This window comes from Algiphilus sp. (assembly GCF_965216485.1).
GTDB lineage: Bacteria > Pseudomonadota > Gammaproteobacteria > Nevskiales > Nevskiaceae > Algiphilus.
Map to the genome: position 1 here is coordinate 774,869 of NZ_OZ244162.1, position 22,180 is coordinate 797,048.

The window sequence follows — 22,180 nt, forward strand, 5'->3', positions numbered from 1 at the left end:
GATTGCGGGAAGCGATGGTCGCAATAGGCCACCCGCCGCTGCACCTCATCATGCGCTCAGACGCAATACCAGCGACAGGATCAGCAGGACCGAGGCCGCTGCACAGAGTACGAGCAGCGGGAAGGCAATCATCCGCTTGTAGCGCGCGAGCTTGGCCTGTGGCCAGGTGGACAGCACGAAGGGGCGACGGTCCGCTGGCCGGCGCAGTACGTGGACGTCCTGCGGCGGCGGCTCCTGCGCACGCTCGCGGCGAATCTGCGCGCGGGCGGCCTCGCGTGCACGCGCCCATTCCTGCATGTCGATCTCGCCGTCACCGTTTGCGTCGAAGCGCGCCATCAGCGCGGCGCGATCCTGCTTCCAGGCGACCAGCAGCTCGCGCACATCCTGCTCGTCGTCTTCTTCGCGAATGGCACGGGCCGTGTCGAAGCGCCCCATGGCGTGCAGTGGCGCATTCAGGCTGATGAGCTGCTCGCGGTAGCGATAGCGGCCAAAGGAAAAGCCAATGACATCAAACCAATGCTGTTGCGGTTGCGGGACGCGCATCGGGCGCTCGGTGGCACCGCGCCAGCTCCGCCGGACATCGGCGTAGACGCGGGCCGCCTCCGGGTCGATGACGCACACGCCGGTACCGTCATCAAGGGCAAAAAGGTCGTCGCTGGTGCCGGATTCAATGCGGTGCCAGCGCGCATCGCGCCCGCTGCCCTGCCGGCGTTCGATGCTGTAGCGCCACCAGACGCAGGGCTGGCGCGACAGGGGCGAGTGAATCTGCGGCCCCGGAATCCAGCGCGCCTTGCCCTCCAATTCGACATAGCCCTGGGCTGCCGAACGGATGCGCTGGGTCGGGGTGTCCTCGATCATGCGCGCCCGCCGCAGATGGGCGAAGCCGGTGATGCCGCCGATCAGGACCACCACGGCGATCAGTGCGATGCTCCACCAGAAGGTGTCATCCGGCGCGCTCAGCGCCCACTGCTCAAGCGCGGTCAGAGGGCCACCCACGACGCGATCAGCCGCTGAAGAGGCCGCGCACGTCGACGTCGGCGGTCTCCTCTTCGGAGAAGACCAGCAGATCCTTGGCGCCGAAGCCCAGCATGCGCGCCACCAGCACATCCGGGAACTGCTCGATGCGGACGTTGTTGGCGTTCACGGCCGCGTTGTAGAACTCGCGGCGGTCGGCAATGGTGTCTTCCAGATTGCTGATGCGACTGAGCAGGTTGTTGAAGCTTTCGTTGGCCTTGAGTTCGGGATAGGCCTCGACCGTCGCCATGATTTTGCCCAGGCCGGCGCGCAGCATGGTCTCGGCGCCGCCAACACCCTTGACGTCCCCCTGCTGGCGGGCCGTGTCGGCTGCGGCACGGGCTTCGGTGACCTTCTGCAAGGTCTCTTTCTCGAACTGCATGTACTGGCGGCAGGTTTCCACCAGCTTGGGCAGCTCATCGTGGCGCTGGCGCAGCAGCACATCAATGTTGGACCAGGCCTGCGCCACGGCGTGCTTCAGCCGAACCAGCCCGTTGTAGATGATGATCGTGTAGCCCAGCAGGACCACCGCCACCACGCCAAAGACAATCCATCCGATCATCGCGGTTCCCCATCACAACGCAGCATCTTCGAGCGGGTCGATGCGCCCGCGCCCCCGGCTGCAGAAGGTATGATTCTGGCGTTTTCCCACCTCCCGTGCACGGACCTCCTATGCGCCTATTCACCGTCCTGCTGCTGAGCGCCCTGATCGCGGGCTGCTCCGGCCTGTCGCTGCTCAATGCCGTGACACCGGATCGCGGTTACGAAGCGGCCGCGAATATTGCCTACGCCTCGGGCGAGGGGCGCCGTCTGGACATCTATGCCCCGAAGAACCTCGATCAGCGCGCGCCGGTGGTGGTCTTTTTTCACGGCGGGCGCTGGAGTCAGGGCAGCAAAGACGAATACAAGTTCGTCGGCGAGGCGCTCAGCTCACGCGGCATCGTCGCGGTGGTGGCGGACTACCGGAAGTATCCTGATGTGCGCATGGCCGGTTTCATGGACGATGCCGCCAAGGCGGTCGCCTGGGTGCACGACAACATCAGCAGCTATGGCGGCAATCCGCAGCAGCTCTTCGTGATGGGCCATTCCTCCGGCGCCCATATGGCGGCCCTGCTGGCACTGGATGACCGCTACCTCGACAGCGCCGGCATGCGTGCGCCGTTGGCCGGCTTCATCGGTCTTGCCGGCGCCTATGATTTCCTGCCGATTCGTGCCGCCGACCTGCAGGACATCTTCGGCCCGGCGTCGCGCTATCCGATGTCGCAACCCGTGAACTTCGCCAATGCCGAGGCGCCGCCGACCCTGCTCATTCACAGCAAGGATGACGTCACCACCGCCATCAACAACGCCAACAGCCTGGCGCAGGCGCTGCGTGGCAAGGGGGCACCGGTGACCACGGTGTTCTACGAGACCATCAACTGCAGCCCCGGGGTGAGTAGTCACGCCTGTACCGTGGCGGTGCTGGCGCGTCCTTTCCGCACCACCATTGATCTCCTTGATCAGATCGCCCGATTCGTGGAAACACAGACGGGTACACCGGAACAGACGCCGAGCACGCCTGCTCCCATGGAGCGCAGTGCGCCGCGCGCGCTTGGTGACGACAACGTCGAGCTGAAGGAATGATCCGGGACTTCGAGGGCCACCGGCCGCAACTCGGCGAGGGCGCCTGGGTCGACCCGCAGGCGCTGGTACTGGGCCAGGTCACACTCGGAGCGGATGTATCGATCTGGCCCATGGCCGTCGTGCGTGGCGACGTCAACAGCATCACCATCGGCGCGCGCAGCAACATCCAGGACAACAGCACCCTGCACGTCACCCATGACGGGCCCTATACCCCCGGCGGCGTGCCGCTGGTCATCGGCGAGGATGTGACAGTGGGGCATGGCGTGACGCTGCACGCCTGCACGATCGGGGATCGCTGCCTCATTGGCATGGGCGCACTGGTGCTCGACCAGGCGGTGCTGGAAGACGAAGTCTTTCTGGCGGCAGGCAGCCTCGTTCCGCCCGGAAAGCGGTTGGCATCGGGCTGGCTCTATCGCGGCGCACCGGCGCAGCCCGTACGCGCCATCAGCGATACCGAGCGCGAATCCCTGCGCTACTCAGCCGCGCATTATGTGCGGCTCAAGCGCCGCCACAGCGAAGGCTGAGCGCACCACGGCGCTGCACGTCGACTGGTTGAAGGCCACAAGGGCGGCCGCGCCAAGTATCCTTGCGCCCCGACAAGGCCGGCACGCGGACGTTGAGACCGCTTTGGGCTTCGGCCTGGGCTACATCCCGGACATATCGAGGGCACCACAATGACGCATCAACTCGTACTACTGCGCCACGGGCAGAGCCAGTGGAATCTGGAAAACCGCTTTACCGGCTGGGTGGATGTCGACCTGACCGACAAGGGGCGCGAGGAGGCCGCAGAGGCTGGCCGTCTCATGACGCAGGAAGGCTTCCAGTTCGACGTCGCGCATACCTCCCTGCTGCTGCGCGCCATTCGCACCCTCAACACCGCGCTGGATGCCATGGGGCAGCAATGGCTGCCGGTTCACAAGAGCTGGCGTCTGAACGAGCGCCACTATGGCGCGCTGCAGGGGCTGGACAAGGCCGAAACCACGGCCAAGCACGGCGAGGACCAGGTCAAGGTGTGGCGTCGCAGCTACGACATTCCGCCGCCGCCCATGGCCGACGATGACGCCGGGCACCCGCGCTTCGACCGGCGCTACCACGGCCTGGATGCACGCGTATTGCCCGCCACCGAGTCCCTGGCCACCACCCTGGAGCGCGTGCTGCCCTACTGGCACGACCATATCGCGCCCCAGCTCGCCAGCGGCAGGACGGTACTGGTCACGGCGCATGGCAACTCGCTGCGCGCCCTGTACAAGTATCTGCTCGATGTGCCCGAAGACGAGATCACCGAGGTCAACATCCCCACCGGCATCCCGCTGCTGTTCGAGCTGGATGCGGCGCTCGAGGTGAAGGACTACCGCTATCTGGGTGATCCGGAGGCCGCGAAGAAGGCCGCCGCCGCCGTCGCTGCACAGGCCACGGCTGGCAGCAAGTAAGCGACTGCGCGCGGCCATCGCGCGCCCGACCCGAAAGCAAGAAAAAAGCCCCGCAGCCCATCCAGGCGCTGCGGGGCTCGCTGCCATTCAGGCGGTGTCGCGATCAGTTGGTGGAAGCGCTTTCCGTTGGTTCAGCGGTGTCCTGGCCGTCGTCTTCCGACGCGATGGGCCCGAAATCGGCTGTCGCGGTTGCACCCGCCGTGACCGCAACGTTCTGGGGTTCCGAGAAGACAATGGCGTCATCGGCTTCATTGTCATCACCGGCGGCCTGGCAGGTGAATGCGGCCCGGTAACGCTCGGGCGCAAGGAAGGCCGCGGTGTATTCGAAGACACCCGTGGACTCGTTCAGCGTCAGCGTCGCGGTGCTCATCGGTGCATTCGCCGAGCCCAGGTCGTCCGGCGCGGCGCTGGTGTCGTCGTAGACATAGATCGCCGCGCCGTCACCGGTCGCCGGATCGGCCGTGCATTCCTCAGCGGCAAGACGGCTGCTGTCGACGCTGCCGGCAATGCTGCCTGCCTCAGAGACTTCCACGATGCGCAGGGTTGGCCGCATCAGGTAGTCCGAAAAGCCCTGGGGGTTCTTGATGGACTTGCGCAGGTCGAAGTCCACGACATAGCGCGCGCCCTGATTGGCGCTGATCTCGAAGGGGCCGTTCAGCTGCAAGCCACGCTGCGCACCGCTGGGGATGAACAGCGAGACCTGGCCGCCGTCCTTGCGCGTCACGAAGGAATCCAGCATGCCGCGCTCAGCGTCCACCTCGAGCCGGATCCATTCATAGCGGCCGGTCGGGATGGCTTCGTCAATCAGGATATCGGTTCGGCCGCCGGTGAGCGCCAGTAAGTCGATCTGACGCGGCGTATCGAAGGTGAAGCGGATGAAGTCGTTGTCGCCTTCGCCGGCGTCGTCATCATCGTCGTCCACGGCGCCTGCATTGCCACCGTTGCCATTGCCGGCATTCTCCGGCGGCCCGTTGTCCTCTTCAGTGGCGTCGTCGTCGGTACCATCCAGGTCGTCAGCCGGGTTGAAGACCACGCCGGTGAACTGCACGGTCACCGCGGAGAGGTCGTCCACCGGCGCGTCGGTGACTTCCAGCTGCACGCGGCGTGTCTCGGTGCTGTTGCTCCCCGAGCCGCCGCCGCTATCACTGCAGCCGACAAGGCCAAGGGTCGCGACGCTGCCGAGTGCGAGGGCAAGAAGGGTGGGGCTGTGGCGGGTTGACATGAATGCGCTCCTGTCGAAATCTAGCTCTTACACGTCCGGCAGGGCCATATCGTTCCACTGTGTACCGCAACGGCGCGAGATGTGCGCGCACAAGCGGTACCATCGGCTTCGTGGCAGCAAATGGCGAGTGTGATCCGCTCGCTTGCCAGCCAAACGTTGCATGGAGCGCAGCAATGTCCGAATTGTCGGATGGCAAGGTGATTGCGGAGGCGGAGGCAGGAAGCGTCCAGCGCCGTGTGCAGATATTGGCGAGCCTGTTCATGCTCGTCAGTGCCATTTCGGGAGTGTTGGTACTGGCCAGCTATGGGCCGGAAGCGCGCCTGGCCGCCTTCCTGATGTTCGCGATGACCATACCTTTCATTGCGGCTTTTCTGGCCGCGCTCCGCCCGGTCCAGGCGGCCCATCGCGAGTGGCTTTCCGATGGCTTGTCGGCCGGAATGGTCGTGGGCTATGCCGTCCCGGTTGTATTCAGTTCCTGGGGCGCGCCGATACAGGATCCCGGCCTGAGTGTGTTCCGCCCCATCTATGGCTTCACGCCCTTCGTCTACGTCGGGCTGGTGCTGTTGCGTACTCAGGTCGGTCTGCGTCGTTGCTGGCTTGTCTTTGCGGTTCAGGCCGTGCTGGTGTTGGCAGGTGTGGCCTGGCATACCGGCTTCGATCTGTCGCGCGACGGGATGATGGCTCTGCTGCTCTGGCTCGTCTTTGGCAACGCCTTCTTCCTGTTGCTGTTGCGAACCATCTCCGACTATGGCCGCATAGCGAGGCGCTCCAGCCACAATGCGGCCGAGGCCGAGATGCTGCGCATGAGCGAACAGACCCTGCAGCTCGTGCTCTATAGCATCCAGGCCGGTGCCTGGGGCTGGCGATTCGAGGATGGGGTCGTCACTCGCTGGACGTCCCCTCGGTTCCGCGAACTGCTCGGTTACCCGCCTGATCGTGAAGGGCTTGATCTAGAATTCATCGAGCTCGTGCATCCCGACGAACGCGAAGTCTACGGCACCAAGATCGCGCAGGATCTGCAAAAGGGCGACCGCTTCGATGCAACTGGACGGCTGCAACTCGCCAACGGGCGCTACCGGTGGTTTAACGTCCGCGGTCACGCGGAGCGCGCGCCGGATGGCACGGTGCATAGCGTGGTGGGCGCCATCGAGGATGTCGACGAGCGGGTACGCGCGCAGCAGGAACTGGCAGAAAGTCATGCGCAGCTCGAGTATTTGGCCTACCACGACCCGCTCACCGGACTGCGTAATCGGCGCTTCTTCATGCAGCACTTCGAACATGAGCTGCGCCGGGCCCAACGCGAGAAACAGCCGCTGTCGCTACTCATCGCCGATATCGATCACTTCAAGTCCTACAACGATCATTACGGGCACTCGGCTGGCGATGAAGCCCTGAAGCACGCTGCGCAGGTGCTGGCGGACGGGGTTCATCGTGATATCGACGTCGCAGCCCGGCTGGGGGGTGAAGAGTTCGCCCTGCTGCTCCAGAACACCCCGGCGCATGGTGGATTGCAGGTTGCGCGACGCATCTGCAAGCAATTGCATGGGCGCGCTGTTCCTCATGCGCGGTCCCCGCTGGGCTGCCTGACGGTCAGCATCGGCGTCACCACCTTTGATGCGGCCAAAGATGCATGGACCTCCACCGGACTGCTGATCGAAGAGGCTGACGCTGCGCTCTACATGCTCAAGTCCGGCACGCGCAACGATGCGCGACACTACCTGGAGCAGGTCAACGCGGTGGCCGTGAATCAGTCGGCCGCCGTCAACAAATCCGATCGGGTTTGATTCACGAGGGCGCGCAGCGCCGGTGAGAGCTGCAGTCCGGCGAGGTGGGCCCTGGCGTCCTCGGCGTCGTACTTGAACCATGCTTGGGCGCTGCCCAGCCGGAAGCTGTAGCCCCAGGCGTCCATGTCGGCAAACAGCCGATTCCGGTCGTAGCCCGGGATGGCATCGGCCAGCAGACACTGCAGGTAGCACACGGCAGCTTCTTCCAGGTCCGTGCCGCCACAGTCGGTGTGCAGCCGGGCGCGTCTTTCTTCGGACATGCACAGCACATGACAGGCCGTGTGCAGGATGGAATGCACCGGTGTGTCGCCGCGGGCATACAGGCAGTCGCCGATCACACCGGCTTCCGGCGCTCCCCAGTAGCTCGCCGGGATGACTTCGTCGTCGCCGATGCGTTGCAAACGGACGCCCAGCGTCGCCAACAGGGCAACCACATCGGCTTCGGAGAGATCTGCCAGGCAGGTCACTTGGTGCATTTTCACGATGGTCACGGCGTCACAGGCGCGTCATATTGTCCGATGCCCCTCGGGGCGTTGCACACAGAACATAGAGAGGAGCACCGATGATCCCCAGATTTGCCCGCAGCCTGCCCGCTGCGGCTGCCCTGTTGCTGTTGGCAGCCTGCGGAACCAGTGACGCCCCGAATGTGGCCGATACCGATCCTGGGGCCGGGAGCGGTGGGTCTGCCGGCGAGCGGGAAACACCGGGCAGGAGCATCTTCCTCAACGCTGTGCCGCCGGGCAACAACGGCAACTCCGCCGGTGGTGTGGGCGCACCGGTCGGTCCGGTGGTCAGCTATCCCGACAATTTCAATGACCAGTTGGCGCTCTACGGCAATCTCGCCTACGCCGAGGAGAACTTGAAGGCGGCGCCCTGTACGCCGCCCTTCGATATCAGCGCGCACGAAACGCGTTCCGACGAGGCCTGCAACTACTACAAGCCTGCCGGGCTGGAGCCGGACACTGTCACCGAGACCGTGACGCTGACCACGCCCTTCGGCGGCAATGTGACGATCGAACGCGATGGCTGGGGCGTTCCCTTCATCGATGGCGATACCCGGCGCGATGCCATGTATGGCTTTGGCTTTGCCTCCGCCCAGGATCGGCTCTGGCTGCATGATGCGCTGCGCGCCATCGGTCGCGGGCGTTTCAGCGAATTCCTCGGTGCCGCGCCGGATACGCTCGGTTTCGATGCCGATCTGGCCGCCTTTGCCGGCTACAACGAGGAAGAGCTTGAAGCGATGGTCGAGTCCGCGCGTGCCAAATACGGCACCCTGGGCGATCTTGTCATCCAGGATGTGGATGCCATGGTCGATGGCATCAATGCCTATCTCGACACGCTGAACAGCACGGCCATCAACGAGATTCCGCCCGAGTACGCGAGCCTGGCGTTGCAGGTCGGCGACTTGCCGACGCTACCGCCCGTCTTTCCGCCGCGGGATTGGACGCGCACCGACATCGTGGCGTCGGCCACGCTGATTCAGTCGATCTTCGCCATCGGTGGCGGTGGCGAGCACCAGAACCTGCGATTGATTCAGGCGCTGGATGCCAGCTTTGGCCCCGACAGCGCCGCGGTTCCGGAGGCCGCCTGCAAGCTCTGGCGCGACCTGCGTCACGCCACCGATCCGGACACGCACTACAGCATTAATGCCGAGCGTTTCGAGACCCAGTCCCCGGGCTCGGTGAGCGAGGCCTGCCCGCAGGCGCTGCCGCAGGGCGCCGCCATCTTCGACCCTGGGAGCTTCGAGACGCGGCCCACCTTCCTCGTGGGCGACGCCAGCGGCGGAGAGACCCTCGGCACCATTACCGGAAACGTCCTGGGCGGGCTGACCGGCGATGCCGTCAGTTCGCTGCCGTTGTTGCCCAACCTGCCCACCGTGAGTCCGCTGCTGGATTGCCTGATCGACAACAGCACGGCGCTGGATGCCTGCCTGCTCGGGCTGAACCCGACGGCCCGCCTGCAACCGACACAGGATATGTGGCGTCAGGCGACCACGCCGCCGTTGCGCGCTGGCGCCTCGCGGCGCGCGCCCCAGCAACTTCGCGCGGCGGTCGATCCGGGCGAGGGGGCGCGCCAGCATCTGGCGGCGGCGGGCCTGCCGCTGCCACGCACCATGTCGAATGGGGTGGTGGTGCCGGCTTCGGAAACCAGTGATGGCGCTCCCATCGCGGTCTTCGGTCCGCAGACCAGCTATTTCGCGCCGCAGTTGCTGTGGGAGGTGGCCATCCGATCGGGTGGCGACAACCCTGGGCCGCTGGACTTCAACGGTCGCGGCGTGGTCTTCGGCGATCTGCCCTACATCAACATCGGTCGCGGAGATGACTACGCCTGGAGCGCGACCTCGGGCAACTCCGACCTGGTCGACGTCCGCGTCTCCAAGCTCTGCAATCTCGACGGCAGCCCGGCCTCGCGCGACACCGACGCCGAGGGCAATCTGATGGCCGACGGCTATCTGGTCGATGCCGGCGACGGTCAGGGCATGCAGTGTCGCGCCCTGTATCGACGCCAGGACGAATGGACCGCGCTGCCGACGGTGGCCTCGGTGGCCCTGGGCGGTCCGCCACAGCCGCAGCGTGTCAAGCGGTCCATCGTGCGCACCCATTACGGCCCCATGTTCGCGACCGCTACCGTCCGTGGCGCGCCGGTCGGCTTGTCGCTGCAGCGCTCGACCTTCTTCGGCGAACTGGAAACGGCGCCGCCCTTCGCGCTGGCAACCACCAATATCGTCGAGGACTTCGACAGCTTCCGGAAGCTATTCAACAGTGTCAGTGGCTCCTTCAACTGGATGTACGTGGACGCCGAAGACGCCGCCGTCTTCCACAGCGGCCTCTACCCCAAGCGCCACCCGGAACAGCACCCCGAACTGCCCGCCTGGGGCGACGGCCGTTTTGAATGGGAAGGCCAGATCAAGAGCGCCAGCGTGCCCTTCAACGGCGGCTTCTTCGACACCTATGGCGGCGATGCGGCGAACGGCGCCGTCAGCTTCCCGAACCCGGCCACGCCCGTCGCCCAGAACGATCCCCTGCGCGACGGCTTCTTCGAGTTCGACGGCTATCTGACGATGGAGGAGCACCCGCAGGTCAAGAACCAGCCCTATATCGCGCAATGGAACAATGCGCCGGCCAAGGGATGGTGGGCTTCGGATGCCAATGGCAGCTATGGCCCCACCCACCGCGTCGACATGCTGGTCGAGCGTCTGGATGCCTTCCGCGCCGCTGGCCGCAAGCACGATATCGGCACGATGACCGAGATTCTGGCCGATGCCGCTTTCACCGACCTGCGTGGCCAGACCGTGCTGCCCTTGCTGCTCCAACTGATGGAAACCGGCGCGCTCAGCGATGCACAGCAGCAGGTCATCAGCCTGATGCGCGATTGGCAGGCCGAAGGTTCACGCCGCTGGATCGACGGAGGTGACGGCCTCGGTGCCTATCGCCGCGACCGGGACAATGACGGCGTCTACGACCACCGCGCCGCGGTGGTGCTGATGGATGCCTGGTTCGAGCGCCTCATCCCGACCATGCTGCCCCAGTTCGAAGGCCTGCCGACCGTGCTGCAGGGCCGCTATGACGCGCCCAGGGCGCAGGGCTCCGCCTTCCAGGCTGGCTGGTACGAGCACATGAAGCGCCTGCTGCAGACCGCACTGGATGCGCCGGGGCATACGCCTTATCGCGCCCTGCAGTGTGCGGGCAGCAACGATGCGTCGGCGTGTCGCAACGCCGTGCTGACGGCGCTGGATCAGGCACTCACGGATCTGGGTGGTATTGCCAACCAGGCCAACTGGGATGGCTCACAGCTCGACAGCTACGCCAAGGGTTCCGGCTGCGGGGTCGTGGAGGATTGCGACGCGGTCGAACATGTGCCGCTGACCTTCCTGCCGGTGGATCCCATCCACTGGACCAACCGGCCCACTTTCCAGCAGGTCGTACAAGTCAAGGCTGCTGCGGAGCAACAGGCACCGCAGTAGCACGTCCGCGTTGGGGGTCTTGCCGGCGGCATTTGCCGCCGGTTTTTTTTGGCTGTTGCCCGCGCGCTGAGTCAGCGCGAAGCCGCGAGATCCTGATAGGCGTGCCAGCTGGCGTGGCCAAGCAGCGGGAAGATCAGGATCATGGCCACCAGCATGGTTGCGAATCCAATGGCGGTGAGCAGCGCGATGCTGGCTGCCCATACCACCATGGACGGCAGATTGGCGAAGAACACCCGCACGCTCTGCCGCATTGCCGTCTTCGCGGTCATGTCGCCGCGATCCACCAGCATGGGTACGGTGACCACGGAAAGGGCGAAGACCAGCATCGCCAGGGCGCCGCCGACGAGGGTATAGGCCTGTAATTGCTCAGCACTCAGCATGGCGAAGACGTCCTGCCACATGGCGAGCTCTACCGAGGGCGCAGCATTGCCCAGCATGGTCGCCAGCATCAGCGTCGACAGCACCGTCCAAACCGCACCGATGGCGAGCAGGGTGCCGGCGAAGTGCAGCAAGCCATCGCGATTGCGACCAAGGGCCTCCAGCGAGGATTCAAAATCCGCGTAGGCATCCTGCGAGCGGCGTCGAGAGAGTTCGCACAGGCCGGTGGATAGAATCGGTCCGACCAGCAGGAAGACAGTCACCGCAGCGGCAACGAAGAAGGGGTGGTCGCCGAAGGCGAAGATCAACCAGCCGCCAAGGGTGACCACCACCCCATAGCGCAGACTGGCGCCCGGCATGGCTGTCAGATCGTCCCAGGCGCGGGCAATCCAGCGTAGCGGTTGCATGGGCGATACGTGTCCGACGCCAGTACCGCCTTGGCTGCGATGCGCGGTTGTCGTGGCATTCATGGCGATCTCCTATGTCACCGGAACATAGGGCCTGCATACGCTTCTTACCGGTCATTTGCAAGCGGTGGAGCGGGCCCATCAAGGGGCCTCGGCCAGGCTGTGGCCGCTCAAAGTGGCCGGCTCGACCTGCGATAATGGGGCTTTCGGGCGCCTTCCGGCCACGGCATGACAGACAACCCCTATCAGACGATGGCGCAACGCTTTCTTGAGGCCATTCCGCACAATCAGGCCCTGGGCATCGCACTGGTGGATCTTCAGCGTGGACGCGCCCGCTGCCGCCTTCCTGGCAAACCCGCCTTGCAAGGCGATCCCGAGCGCGGCCTGTATTTTCCCAGCGTGCTGCTCACCTTGGCGGACGCTGCCAGTGGCGTGGCCTTCGTTTCGGCACTCAACGAGATGGTGTCCGTCGCCACCCTGGATCTACGCATCGACTATCTGCGCCCGGTCTCGGTGGCCGAGGCATTGGTAGTGGATGCGCACTGCTATCGCTGCTCGGGGGATGTGGGCTTCGTGCAATGCGATATCCACGCTGAAGACGCAGGGGCACATGCTGCGCGCGTCACGGCCAGCTTCATGCGCCGCGCGACCCGGCCGGGCGCTGCCCGATGAGCGCGTCGGCCACCACGCTGGCTGCCCTGCGCGAGCAGCGCGACTATCAGGGGGTGATCGACCGCATTCCCTATACCGCCCATCTCGGTATCCGGGTGGAAGCAGGCGAGGGTGTCGGGCCGCTGTTCGTGCTCCCCTTTCGGCAGGATCTGGTGGGCAATCCGCGACTGCCGGCCATCCACGGCGGTGCGGTGGCCGCGCTGATAGAGGCCGCCGCGCTGGTGGTTACCCTTGTCGATGAAGCGCAATCGCGGCTGCCCAAGCCCATCGACTTTTCGCTCGACTATCTGCGTTCGGCCCGCGCCGCACCGCTGTACGCCGCATGTCAGGTACTGCGCCAGGGGCGACGCGTGGTCGCCGTGCGCGTCGATGCCTGGCAGGACAACCGCGAACACCTCACAGCGAGCGGACGCGCGCACTTGTTGCTTGCATCCGCGGACTAGGCGTCTGCCTGTCGCGCCTCCAGTGGGTGCCAATGCAGCCGCTGCAACTGGGAGCCGTCTTCGGGCACGCGTGCAACTGCCATGCGCCAGCGCCCAATCCGGCTGGTATCTAGCAGCGGGCGGAGGCGCCGGGCGATGGTCTGCTCGCTGTCGGAGTGCGAGGGGTTCGGGAAGGCAAGAATGTAGAGATGACCGTGACCGCGCATGTCTTCGCCGATCATGTCGCCCGTGCGCAGAGTCTTGCGCAAGCCATTGGCGAGGTCGAGCACGGCCTTCTGTAGGGTGCTGGTGTCGTGTGCAGTATCGCCTTCGACCAGGGCGCAGATTGCAATGGTGTAGACCAGTGCCGGTTCCTTGCGGCCGGTGAGGTGGTGTTCTGCCAGATGCTGCTGGATGCGGCGATCGATGGCGCGCGGTGTCGGCAGCAGGCTCCAGTCGGACACATCCATGGCCGACTGCACCTGGGGCAACTGCAGCAGGATATGCAGGCGCGTGGCCCGCATCTGATAGAGGCGGGTCATCGCCAGTCCCAGAGGGCACAGCGGCAATAGCGCGTAGCCGCCGTAGACCCAGAAACTGCCAAGACCAAGGCCGTGGATATGGAGCACCACTGGCAGCAGCGCGAGCGCTCCGCCCACGCCCACTGAGAATGCGGCCCACGGCGATAGAAAGGCACCACTCAACGCCAGCAGGCAGGCACCGATCCAGAGTGCGTGCAGCGGCGCGCTGGTCAGCACAAGGCCCAACGCAGAGAGAAGCACGACGCACAGCATCGGCCACGCCAGATGGGCATAGAGTGTGCGGTGGAAGTTGCGCTGGTAGTCCAGCCGTGGCCGGTGCCCGGCGCGAGGGCGCGGAATCCGAAAGCCACCGCGCAGGCGGCTCACGAGGACATTTCCATGGAGCGCGTTGCGTACGCCCGCGCGTGGTGGACGGCACGGAAACACCGCCCTTTGCAAGACCATGCAACAGGTTGCGCTGGCAAGCCCGCCTGCATCATGCGCTACCGCCTTACAGCCAAGGCTGCGCTGTGGGTTTGTCTCGATGCTAGGCGGCAGTGCGGCCTGTGCGACGCCTGTAGCGGTCGAGCGGTGTCGACGGCCTGCGCAAGTGGCCATGCCTTCACGCGGCGCCGTGCGAGATGCGCATGCCGGTATCCTTTGTGCATGGGTATGCAAGCGACCAAGCCCACGGATCTGCGCATCGGCGTGGATCTCGGGGGAACCAAGATCGAAGTGGCCTTGCTGGATGGTGGTGGGAGCATTCGTTGCCGTCGCCGCGAGGCCACTCCCGCGGGCGACTACCCCGCCATCGTGCGGCAGGTTGCGGAAATGGTGCGTGCCGTCGAAGCCGAACAGGATGTCAGCGGATTGCCTGTGGGCGCCGGTACGCCGGGCGCTGTGTCGCGGTTGACCGGACGCATGAAGAATTCCAATTCCCTGTGTCTCAACGGCGAGGCGCTGCGTGAAGACTTGTCTCAAGCTCTCGGCCGCGAGGTCCGCATTGCCAACGACGCCGACTGCTTCGCGCTGTCGGAAGCGATGGATGGGGCGGCCGCGGGCGCAGGCACGGTATTCGGCGTCATCCTTGGGACCGGTGTCGGCGGCGGGGTGGTGGTCGGGCAGAGGCTGCTTGCCGGCCCGAACGGCATTGCGGGCGAATGGGGGCACAACCCGTTGCCCTGGCCGCGCCCGGAATGGGATGAGGTGCCAGGGCCCAAGGGCTGGGATGGCCGCCATGGCTCCATTGAGACCTGGTGCTGCGGTCCCGGCATGGTGCTCGACCATCGTCGCGCCGGCGGCGAGGCGCAGGATGTGCAGGCGATCTGCCGACAGGCCGCCGCGGGCGATGTCGTGGCGCAGGCCACGCTGGAACGTTGGGAGGATCGTCTGGCGCGCAGCCTCGCCGCCATCATCAATGTGCTGGATCCTGATGTCATCGTGCTGGGCGGCGGACTGTCGCAGATCGACAGCGTCTATGAGCAGGTGCCGCTGCGTTGGCGCGACTGGGTCTTCTCCGACGCGGTGGAGACGCGGCTGGTGCGCGCCCGGCACGGTGACGCCTCCGGCGTACGCGGTGCGGCCTGGCTGTGGCCACTGGGTGGCAGTCGGGGATGACGACCTGTCAATCCCCCTTCGTCGTGCTGGCGCTGATCGGCTTGCCGGGTTGCGGCAAGTCCACGCTGGCCCGTGCCCTGTCGCAGGATGCCGGGCTGGCTGTCATCGATCGCGATGCCATCCGTGCGGGCATGTTCCCGCCCTACGTCATGGGCGTGCAGGAGAAGCCCGCGGCAACCGCTGCGCTGTGGCTGGCAGTGCGCGCCATGCTGGAGAGCGGACAGGGGGTGATCATCGATGGCATGACCTTTGCCCACCGGGCCGACCGCAATACCGCACGCGGTCTGGCACATGCCTTTGGCGCAGCGTGGATGCCCGTCGAGGTACGCGTCAGCGTGCGCGAGGCCATGGCGCGTATCCGGGCGCAAGGGGTGCACCCCTCCAAGGAGCGCACGCCGCGCCTGGTGCGCCAGGTGGCGTCGCGTTTTGCGCCGGTGGATGCCGAAACCCTGGTGGTTGACGGCCGTCTACCGCTGGCAGAGCAACGCGCGCAGGTTGAAGCGCTTATGCGGGAGATCGCGCCGGCTGGCGCTCGCTCCAGCGAAGGAAGCGACGGATCAGCCGCAGCAGAATGAGGATGCCAATGAGCGCGCTGATGATGGCGTGGGTCGCCAGCCAGAGAAAGCCGCCCGCGACATTGGCGGCGAACACCGGCGACGGATCACGCAGCTGATCGGCGGCCCACAGCTTGAACCAGAGTACGATGGCCTCCGGGTCACGCGTACCCAGCACGGCGGCCAGTTCGGACTGCGGGTCCAGTGCCGAGAACAGCCACACCAGCGGCAGCGCGTAGAGCAGCAGCAACAAACTTCCGTGCCAGAGGTAGTTCTTCAGCAGGAAGACCTCGTGCGAGTGGCTGAGGGCATCGCGGTCCGTCAGACAGCGCAGGCCATGCCAGAGCAACAGCAGGGGAATGCACAGCAGGATCAGCCAACCAAGACTGAACAGCGTCGCAGCCGCGGCCGCCCCGGCCAGCAGGTAGCCCGCGGTCACCGCGCGCATGGACGCCTATCTCGGCAGCGGGAGCGGCTTGCGCTCGCTGAAAGCGAGCAGGCCGCGGACGATGCGGTAGATCCACCAGATGGCGAGGATGCCGTAGCCGATCAGGCCGATGAAGATGACGGTGAGCGCGGCACACACCAGCCACCAGAACAGGCCCCACCAGAAGGTGCGCAGCAGCCAGCGATGGTGCTCGCGGATGAAGACGCTCTGGGTGTCGTTGACCTTGAGGTGGCCGACGATGACGGCGATGACCGCGATGACCCCGGCGGTGAGCACACCTAGGGCATGCAGAATGTAGGCGGCGATGACGACGTTACGTTCGCTCTCGGTGCCGTAATCGCCGTAGTAGGGGCCGCCGGCCGGCTGCGGGTGGTCGCTCGTACTGATCTCGGTCATGGGAACTCCCGGTTATTGTGACGAGACACAACGCCCCGCAGCCTGCCGTGGGTGGGATTAACCCTTGTTGAAGGCCTCGATCGACTTGCTGATCTCGGCGCGGGCGGCGGCGGCGTCGCGCCAGCCGGACACCTTCACCCACTTGCCTTCCTCGAGATCCTTGTAGCGCTCGAAGAAGTGACGGATCTCGTTCTGCAGACGTTCCGGAACATCGGAGAGATCCTTGACGTCGCGGTAGTAGTTGGTGGACACCTTGTCCGTGGGCACGGCCAGAATCTTGGCGTCCAGGCCGGATTCGTCCTCGGTATCTAGCACGGCCACGGCGCGGCACTTGATGGCGCTCCCAGGCACGATGTCGTGCGGCGTCAGCACCAGCACGTCAACCGGATCGCCGTCGTCATACAGCGTGCCGGGTACATAGCCGTAGTTGGCCGGATAGTGCATGGCCACATTCATGAAGCGATCCACGATGAGCAGGCCGGTGTCCTTGTCCACCTCGTACTTCACCGGTCCGGCGTTGGCGGCAATTTCGATGATGACGAGAAATTCGTCCGGGGCCTTCTTGCCCGGACCGACGTCCTTGAAGCTCATGTGATGTTCTCCCTGGTCTGACTGGTTGGGGTGCTGTGCGTTCGCGACTGGTATCAGGCGACTTCGAAGATGCGTTCAGTTCTGGGTGCAACAAGCGTCGGGCGGAAACGCAGGTAGCGCGGCAGCCCATTTTCGAAAGGCGGCGGCGCCTCGCCCTGAATCAGCGGCAGCATGTACCGACGGCAGGCCTCGGTGATGTGGAAACCATCGTCGCTGATGAATTCCCGGGGCATCATGCGTTCCGTATTGGCGACCTTCTCCAGAGGCGCCTCACCCACGGACCAAGCGTAAGGGCTGTCACTGTCACGCTGCACGGTCACCATGATGCCACTGGCGCCGGCCACCGCCTTTTCCACTGCAGCACGACCCACGGCATAGCTCTGTTCGAGGTCCGTGGCAGAGGCAATATGGCGCGCGGCGCGCATCAGGTAATCCGCCACCGCGAAATGGTGTTTGTATCCCAGCCGCTCCTTCACCAGCGCCGCCAGCCTCGCCGCCACGCCCCCGAGCTGCTTGTGGCCGAAGGCGTCGGTGCCCCCAGCCTCGGCGAAGAGGGTGCCGTCGGCATTGGTGATGCCTTCGGAGGCCACCACGGTGCACCAGCCGTAACGTTTTACCGTGTCCTCGACCTTGGCGAGGAAGCGTTCGGGGTCGAAGGTGACTTCGGGGAAGAGCAGGATCTGCGGCCCGTCGCCTGGTTGCTGCGCGGCGAGTCCACCGGCGGCGGCGGTCCAGCCGGCATGGCGTCCCATGACTTCCAGGATGAAGACCTTGGTGGAGCTGCGCGCCATCGAGGCAATATCCAGGCTGGCCTCGGCAATTGACACGGCCGTGTACTTGGCCACCGAGCCGAAGCCGGGGCAGGTGTCGGTCAGCGGCAGATCGTTGTCCATCGTCTTCGGTACGTGGACGGCCTGGATGGGATAGCCCATGCGGCTGCCCAGCTGGCTGATCTTCAGGCAGGTATCGGCCGAATCTCCGCCACCGTTATAAAAGAAGTAGCCGATATCGAAGGCCTTGAAGACTTCGATGAGACGCTCGTATTCGGCCTGATTGCGGTCGAAGCCCTTGAGCTTGTAGCGGCAGGAGCCGAAGACCCCGGCCGGGGTGTGGCGCAGCGCCGCCACGTCGGCGTCGCTCATCTGGCTGGTATCGATCAGCTCCTCGTGCAGCGCGCCGAGAATGCCGTTGGAGCCGGCATACAACGTGCCGATGGCCTCGGGATGCGCGCGCGCCGCTTCGATGACACCCGCTGCCGAAGCATTGATGACGGCAGTGACGCCTCCGGATTGAGCGTAAAAAGCGTTACGTGGCTGGGGCATGCGAAAACTTTTTGGCGAAATGGAACTGAAATTGCGGCGCGGATATGGTACTAGAAAGTTTCTCCCACTAACGCAGTGCAACATTGACCTGCGCACAACGCCGCATTACGGTTGCGCCGCGCGACCTGGTGGGGCTTTGACCACGTCGTCTCTCAGGGCAGCCGCCCGCCTGAATCCCAGACCTTATTAACTATGAGCAAACGAATCGTTCTGCTGGGTGCGCCCGGCTCCGGCAAGGGCACGCAAGGCCAGATGCTGATGGAACGCCGCGGCATTCCGCAGATTTCCACGGGCGATCTGCTCCGTGCGGCCGTTGCGGCGGGCTCGGACCTCGGCCTCAAGGCAAAGGCCGCCATGGATGCCGGCGAGCTGGTGGCCGACGAGGTTGTCATCGGCATGATCCGCGAGCGACTCAACGAAGCGGATACGGCCAATGGCTACATCCTCGATGGCTTCCCGCGTACCCGTGCCCAGGCGGAGGCGCTCGACAGTCTGTTGGTCGACCTCGGCAAGCCCCTCGACCGGGTAGTGCATCTGGATGTGGATGAGGAGGAGATCGTCAAGCGCTTGCTTGAACGCGGCCGCTCGGACGACACCGAGGACACCATCCGCAACCGCATGAAGGTCTTCCGCGACCAGACGCACCCGCTGCTCGAGTACTACAGCGAGCGCGGCCTGCTGGTCACGGTGAAGGGCAGCGGTGACCTCGAAGCGATCTACAGCAGCATCGTCGAGGCGCTCGACGCCTGAAGCGTCCTCGTCACTCGCTGTCGAGGGCGGCCAGCAGGGCTTCCCCGACAGCGGGACGCCGCCAGCCGCGCAGCGCTGGGTTCTCCGCACTAGCGCCGAACCGGGCCAGCATTTCCAGGCTGGCGCGGGCAGCCAGCAGGCTTGGCGGAACGCCAAGACTGTCGGCCCGACTGCGCACGGTGTTGCCCAGCCGCTTGACCAGGGCGCGATGCGCCGGGTCCGGACGAAAATCGTCGACCAGCGCCGGGGCGCCCGTCGGCGCCTGCTGCATGCAGGCAATCCAGGTCTTGCCGTCCCGCTCCAGATTGCGCGCCGGAATATCGGCATACTCGGCCAGTTCCGCCAGTGACTGCGGTCGCCGTTCCGCGATGGCGAGCAGGACCTCGTCGGCCAGAATCCAGCGCCGCGGGCGGTTGCTGGCCAGCGCGCGCTCCTCGCGCCAGCGTGCCAGCGCGGCAGCGGCGTGCTGGGCGTCGGCGTCGAGTCGCCCCAGTCCCTTGAGTCGCTGCCAGGCCTGTTCCGGATCGGGCCGGTAGCGATCCGCCTGCGTGATGGCCGCGCAGTCCTCGCGCAGCCAATCCTCGCGTTCCGCAGCCTCCAGGGCCTCGCGTAATGCCGGGAACAAGGCGGCCAGATGGCGTACATCGTCGACGGCATAGCTCAACTGGGACGCGCTCAGCGGGCGCTTGGACCAGTCGGTACGTGACTGGGACTTGTCGATGTGGATACCCAGCCGGGCCTCCACCAGCGCGGCATAGCTGATCTGGTCCCCCAGCCCCAGCAGGGCGGCGGCTACCTGCGTGTCGAACAGCGGTCGAGGGCAGTCGCCGGCGTGTTCGACGAAGATTTCCATGTCCTGCGAGGCCGAGTGCAACACCTTGATGCGAGCCGGGTCGAGCAGGAATTGCCAGAGCGGGGCGAGGTCGACCGCCAGTGCATCGATGCAGGCCACTTCATTGGCATCGCCGATCTGCACCAGACAGAGCTGGGCATAGTAGGTGCGCTCGCGCACGAATTCGGTATCGACCGCAACCCAGGGCGCGGGCGCCAGGCGATCGAGCAATGCCGGTAATGCCGCGTCATTAGCGATAAGCGTGGGCGTCATGGTGCGTAGAATACTCGCATCGTTCATCTTGCTCCGGCGCCATGTTCTTCTCCGTCATCGCTACTTCCTGGCGTATCTGTCTGTTCCGCGCCGGGCCCCAGGACTACCCCGCATCGAACCAGGCTGTGGCCCACGCCATCATGCTGGCGCTGGCGGTCCACGTCGTGCAGTTCCAGTTGTCGCTGCCGGTGTTTGCGGCCATCGTGCAGGCCATCGTGGCCGTGCTGGTGATGTGGTCCTTCACCACGGCGGTGCTGACGATGCGCAAGAAGCCGGAACGGGTGCCGCAGACGGTCAGCGCGCTGCTCGTCACTAATGCCATCTTCTCGCTGTTGCTGGTGCCCTTTCTGATCCCGATGCTGCCCGCCATGGAACAGGCGGCGCAGAACCCCGATGCCCAGATCGATGTACCGGCGCTGTCGCTGATCGGGACCCTCGGCCTGTCGCTGTGGAGCCTGGCGGTGTCCATCTGGATCTACCGCAACGCGCTGGAGTCGCGCAGTGGCTTGGCCATCCTGGCCGCCGTCGGCATGGCGGCGGTGGTGTACATCATTGCCGGCGGCGTCGGCACCATGCTGGTCCCGCAGGGCAGCTAGCCGGTGCACGTCCATATTCTGGGCATCTGCGGCACCTTCATGGCCGGCATCGCCGCCATTGCGCGCGAGGCCGGTCATCGCGTTACCGGATCGGATGCCAACGCCTGGCCGCCGATGTCCACCCAGCTCGAACAACTCGGCATCGAGGTGATGCGCGGCTACGCGCCCGAACACCTGGAGCCGGCGCCGGACGCCATCATCTGCGGCAACGTCATGACGCGGGGCAACATCCTCGTCGAGCATCTGCTGGCCACCGACGCGCCGCTGGTATCGGGCCCACAATGGCTGGCGGAGCATGTTCTGCGTGGCCGCCATGTGCTGGCCGTGGCCGGCACCCACGGCAAGACCACCACCTCCGCCATGCTGACCCATATCCTGCGCGCCACGGGCCAGGATCCGGGCTGGCTGGTGGGCGGATTCGCGGCCGATCTGGGCGTGTCGGCGGCCCTCGGCAGCGGTCCCTGCTTCGTGATCGAAGCGGATGAATACGACACAGCCTTTTTCGACAAGCGCTCCAAGTTCGTGCACTACCGGCCGCGGACCCTGGTGCTGAACAATCTCGAATTCGATCACGCCGATATCTTCGACGATCTACGCGCCATCGAGCGCCAGTTCCAGCACCTGCTGCGCACGGTGCCGGCGCACGGCCAGATCATCGTCAATGGGGCGGATGACAATCTGGCCCGCGTCCTTGCCGCCGGCTGCTGGACACCCACCATTGCCTTTGGCGATGACCAGCCCTGGCGCGTCGATGACGACGGCCAGCTCTGGCAGGCGGCCCGCTGCATTGGGCCGCTGACGCTGGCCCAACCGGGCGCGCACAACCGCAGCAATGCGGTGGCGGCGGTGGCGGCGGCCACGGATGTTGGCGTGGACCCGGAGGACGCGCTGGCGGCGCTGGCCACCTTCCGCGGGGTGCGTCGCCGCATGGAGTTGCGCGGTACCGTCGCGGGCGTGCAGGTCTTCGACGACTTCGCGCATCACCCCACCGCCATTCAGGCGACCCTCGATGCGGCACGCGATCTCGATGCCGGCCGCGTACTCGCCGTGCTCGAGCCGCGGTCCAACACCATGCGCATGGGGACCCACGCGCAGGCCTTGGCAGCCTCGCTGCAGGCCGCGACGCACAGTTTCGTCTACGCGCCGCCTGGCCTGGGCTGGGATGCCAGTCAGGCACTCGCGTCACTGGGTGCCCGTCTGACCGTGGCCACGGAGCTGGATGCACTGGTCGAGGCGGTTGTGGCCGAGGCCCGGAGCGGTGATGCCGTGCTGGTGATGAGCAACGGTGATTTCGGTGGTATCCACCAGCGCCTGCTCGACGCGCTGCAGGCCAAGGCATGACTGCCACAGCAGCGGCGGCCTCC

The 22,180-nt window shown here is 65.6% G+C and carries 23 protein-coding genes; 12 read left to right on the top strand and 11 right to left on the bottom strand.

Annotation, left to right across the window (positions count from 1 at the left end; genetic code table 11):
* Nucleotides 1-48: 48 nt before the first annotated feature.
* Together ACOOFO_RS03535 and ACOOFO_RS03540 are read right to left on the bottom strand one after the other, a co-directional pair.
* On the bottom strand, nt 49-996 hold the full coding sequence (locus tag ACOOFO_RS03535) for a GIDE domain-containing protein (RefSeq protein ID WP_420428282.1): 948 nt from the start codon (nt 994-996) through the stop codon (nt 49-51).
* Nucleotides 997-1,003: 7 nt separating this feature from the next.
* Nucleotides 1,004-1,576, bottom strand: a complete 573-nt coding sequence (locus ACOOFO_RS03540; RefSeq protein WP_420428283.1) for a LemA family protein — start codon at nt 1,574-1,576, stop codon at nt 1,004-1,006.
* 110 nt (nt 1,577-1,686) lie between these two features.
* Between ACOOFO_RS03540 and ACOOFO_RS03545 the strand changes: the two genes are divergently transcribed.
* The 3 genes from ACOOFO_RS03545 (at nt 1,687) to gpmA (ending at nt 4,067) form a co-directional block, all read left to right on the top strand.
* Nucleotides 1,687-2,637, top strand: a complete 951-nt coding sequence (locus ACOOFO_RS03545) for an alpha/beta hydrolase (RefSeq protein ID WP_420428284.1) — start codon at nt 1,687-1,689, stop codon at nt 2,635-2,637.
* Nucleotides 2,634-3,161, top strand: coding sequence for a gamma carbonic anhydrase family protein (locus ACOOFO_RS03550; protein WP_420428285.1), 528 nt, complete (start codon nt 2,634-2,636; stop codon nt 3,159-3,161). The genes ACOOFO_RS03545 and ACOOFO_RS03550 overlap by 4 nt, the downstream gene beginning before the upstream one ends.
* 150 nt (nt 3,162-3,311) lie before the next feature.
* Nucleotides 3,312-4,067 carry a 2,3-diphosphoglycerate-dependent phosphoglycerate mutase gene (gene gpmA / locus ACOOFO_RS03555; RefSeq protein WP_420428286.1) on the top strand — a complete coding sequence of 252 codons (756 nt, stop codon included), beginning with the start codon at nt 3,312-3,314 and terminating at the stop codon, nt 4,065-4,067.
* A gap of 103 nt (nt 4,068-4,170) precedes the next feature.
* Here gpmA and ACOOFO_RS03560 read toward each other — a convergent pair whose 3' ends face one another.
* Nucleotides 4,171-5,289: a DUF4382 domain-containing protein gene (locus tag ACOOFO_RS03560; protein ID WP_420428287.1), complete on the bottom strand. Its 1,119-nt coding sequence runs from the start codon at nt 5,287-5,289 to the stop codon at nt 4,171-4,173.
* Nucleotides 5,290-5,462: 173 nt separating this feature from the next.
* Here ACOOFO_RS03560 and ACOOFO_RS03565 point away from each other — a divergent pair, with 173 nt between their 5' ends.
* Nucleotides 5,463-7,073 (top strand): GGDEF domain-containing protein, encoded by a 1,611-nt coding sequence (locus ACOOFO_RS03565; protein WP_420428288.1) that lies wholly within the window; start codon nt 5,463-5,465, stop codon nt 7,071-7,073.
* Here ACOOFO_RS03565 and ACOOFO_RS03570 read toward each other — a convergent pair.
* Nucleotides 7,037-7,549, bottom strand: coding sequence for a hypothetical protein (locus ACOOFO_RS03570; protein WP_420428289.1), 513 nt, complete (start codon nt 7,547-7,549; stop codon nt 7,037-7,039). The genes ACOOFO_RS03565 and ACOOFO_RS03570 overlap by 37 nt on opposite strands.
* Before the next feature lie 86 nt (nt 7,550-7,635).
* Here ACOOFO_RS03570 and ACOOFO_RS03575 point away from each other — a divergent pair, with 86 nt between their 5' ends.
* Nucleotides 7,636-11,037: a penicillin acylase family protein gene (locus tag ACOOFO_RS03575; RefSeq protein WP_420428290.1), complete on the top strand. Its 3,402-nt coding sequence runs from the start codon at nt 7,636-7,638 to the stop codon at nt 11,035-11,037.
* A 71-nt stretch (nt 11,038-11,108) separates the two neighbouring features.
* Here ACOOFO_RS03575 and ACOOFO_RS03580 read toward each other — a convergent pair whose 3' ends face one another.
* A complete protein-coding gene (locus ACOOFO_RS03580; protein WP_420428291.1) occupies nt 11,109-11,885 on the bottom strand; it encodes a DUF2189 domain-containing protein in 777 nt (258 codons plus the stop codon).
* 165 nt (nt 11,886-12,050) lie between these two features.
* On the opposite strand from ACOOFO_RS03580, the gene ACOOFO_RS03585 reads away from it, so the two are divergent.
* Complete coding sequence (locus ACOOFO_RS03585; protein WP_420428292.1) at nt 12,051-12,494, top strand: PaaI family thioesterase; 444 nt, start codon at nt 12,051-12,053, stop codon at nt 12,492-12,494.
* Nucleotides 12,491-12,937 carry a PaaI family thioesterase gene (locus ACOOFO_RS03590; protein WP_420428293.1) on the top strand — a complete coding sequence of 149 codons (447 nt, stop codon included), beginning with the start codon at nt 12,491-12,493 and terminating at the stop codon, nt 12,935-12,937. Before ACOOFO_RS03585 ends, ACOOFO_RS03590 begins: the two co-directional genes overlap by 4 nt.
* On the opposite strand, the gene ACOOFO_RS03595 is transcribed toward ACOOFO_RS03590, so the two are convergent.
* Entirely contained in the window at nt 12,934-13,824 is an 891-nt protein-coding gene (locus ACOOFO_RS03595; protein ID WP_420428294.1) for a hypothetical protein, read from the bottom strand. The genes ACOOFO_RS03590 and ACOOFO_RS03595 overlap by 4 nt on opposite strands.
* Nucleotides 13,825-14,109: 285 nt before the next feature.
* Here ACOOFO_RS03595 and ACOOFO_RS03600 point away from each other — a divergent pair, with 285 nt between their 5' ends.
* The gene (locus ACOOFO_RS03600) at nt 14,110-15,054 is read left to right on the top strand and encodes an ROK family protein (RefSeq protein WP_420428295.1); all 945 of its coding nucleotides are present in this window, start codon (nt 14,110-14,112) and stop codon (nt 15,052-15,054) included.
* Nucleotides 15,051-15,629: an AAA family ATPase gene (locus tag ACOOFO_RS03605; RefSeq protein WP_420428296.1), complete on the top strand. Its 579-nt coding sequence runs from the start codon at nt 15,051-15,053 to the stop codon at nt 15,627-15,629. The genes ACOOFO_RS03600 and ACOOFO_RS03605 overlap by 4 nt, the downstream gene beginning before the upstream one ends.
* Here ACOOFO_RS03605 and ACOOFO_RS03610 read toward each other — a convergent pair.
* From ACOOFO_RS03610 to ACOOFO_RS03625, 4 genes are read right to left on the bottom strand one after another with little or no spacing between them, the layout of a single operon-like run.
* Nucleotides 15,559-16,056 (bottom strand): hypothetical protein, encoded by a 498-nt coding sequence (locus tag ACOOFO_RS03610; protein ID WP_420428297.1) that lies wholly within the window; start codon nt 16,054-16,056, stop codon nt 15,559-15,561. The two genes, ACOOFO_RS03605 and ACOOFO_RS03610, sit on opposite strands and share 71 nt — an antisense overlap.
* Before the next feature lie 6 nt (nt 16,057-16,062).
* Complete coding sequence (locus tag ACOOFO_RS03615; protein ID WP_420428298.1) at nt 16,063-16,452, bottom strand: DUF4870 family protein; 390 nt, start codon at nt 16,450-16,452, stop codon at nt 16,063-16,065.
* Nucleotides 16,453-16,509: 57 nt separating this feature from the next.
* On the bottom strand, nt 16,510-17,043 hold the full coding sequence (ppa, locus tag ACOOFO_RS03620; RefSeq protein WP_420428299.1) for an inorganic diphosphatase: 534 nt from the start codon (nt 17,041-17,043) through the stop codon (nt 16,510-16,512).
* A 53-nt stretch (nt 17,044-17,096) separates the two neighbouring features.
* Entirely contained in the window at nt 17,097-18,365 is a 1,269-nt protein-coding gene (locus ACOOFO_RS03625) for a 6-phosphofructokinase (protein WP_420428300.1), read from the bottom strand.
* A 192-nt stretch (nt 18,366-18,557) separates the two neighbouring features.
* On the opposite strand from ACOOFO_RS03625, the gene ACOOFO_RS03630 reads away from it, so the two are divergent.
* Entirely contained in the window at nt 18,558-19,115 is a 558-nt protein-coding gene (locus ACOOFO_RS03630; protein ID WP_420428301.1) for an adenylate kinase, read from the top strand.
* A 10-nt stretch (nt 19,116-19,125) separates the two neighbouring features.
* Here the strand turns inward: ACOOFO_RS03630 and rnd are convergent, their stop codons facing one another.
* Nucleotides 19,126-20,220, bottom strand: coding sequence for a ribonuclease D (rnd, locus tag ACOOFO_RS03635; protein WP_420428302.1), 1,095 nt, complete (start codon nt 20,218-20,220; stop codon nt 19,126-19,128).
* A gap of 41 nt (nt 20,221-20,261) precedes the next feature.
* Here rnd and ACOOFO_RS03640 point away from each other — a divergent pair, with 41 nt between their 5' ends.
* Together ACOOFO_RS03640 and mpl are read left to right on the top strand one after the other, a co-directional pair.
* The gene (locus ACOOFO_RS03640; RefSeq protein WP_420428303.1) at nt 20,262-20,816 is read left to right on the top strand and encodes a hypothetical protein; all 555 of its coding nucleotides are present in this window, start codon (nt 20,262-20,264) and stop codon (nt 20,814-20,816) included.
* 3 nt (nt 20,817-20,819) lie between these two features.
* Nucleotides 20,820-22,157, top strand: coding sequence for a UDP-N-acetylmuramate:L-alanyl-gamma-D-glutamyl-meso-diaminopimelate ligase (gene mpl / locus ACOOFO_RS03645; protein WP_420428304.1), 1,338 nt, complete (start codon nt 20,820-20,822; stop codon nt 22,155-22,157).
* Nucleotides 22,158-22,180: the final 23 nt, after the last annotated feature.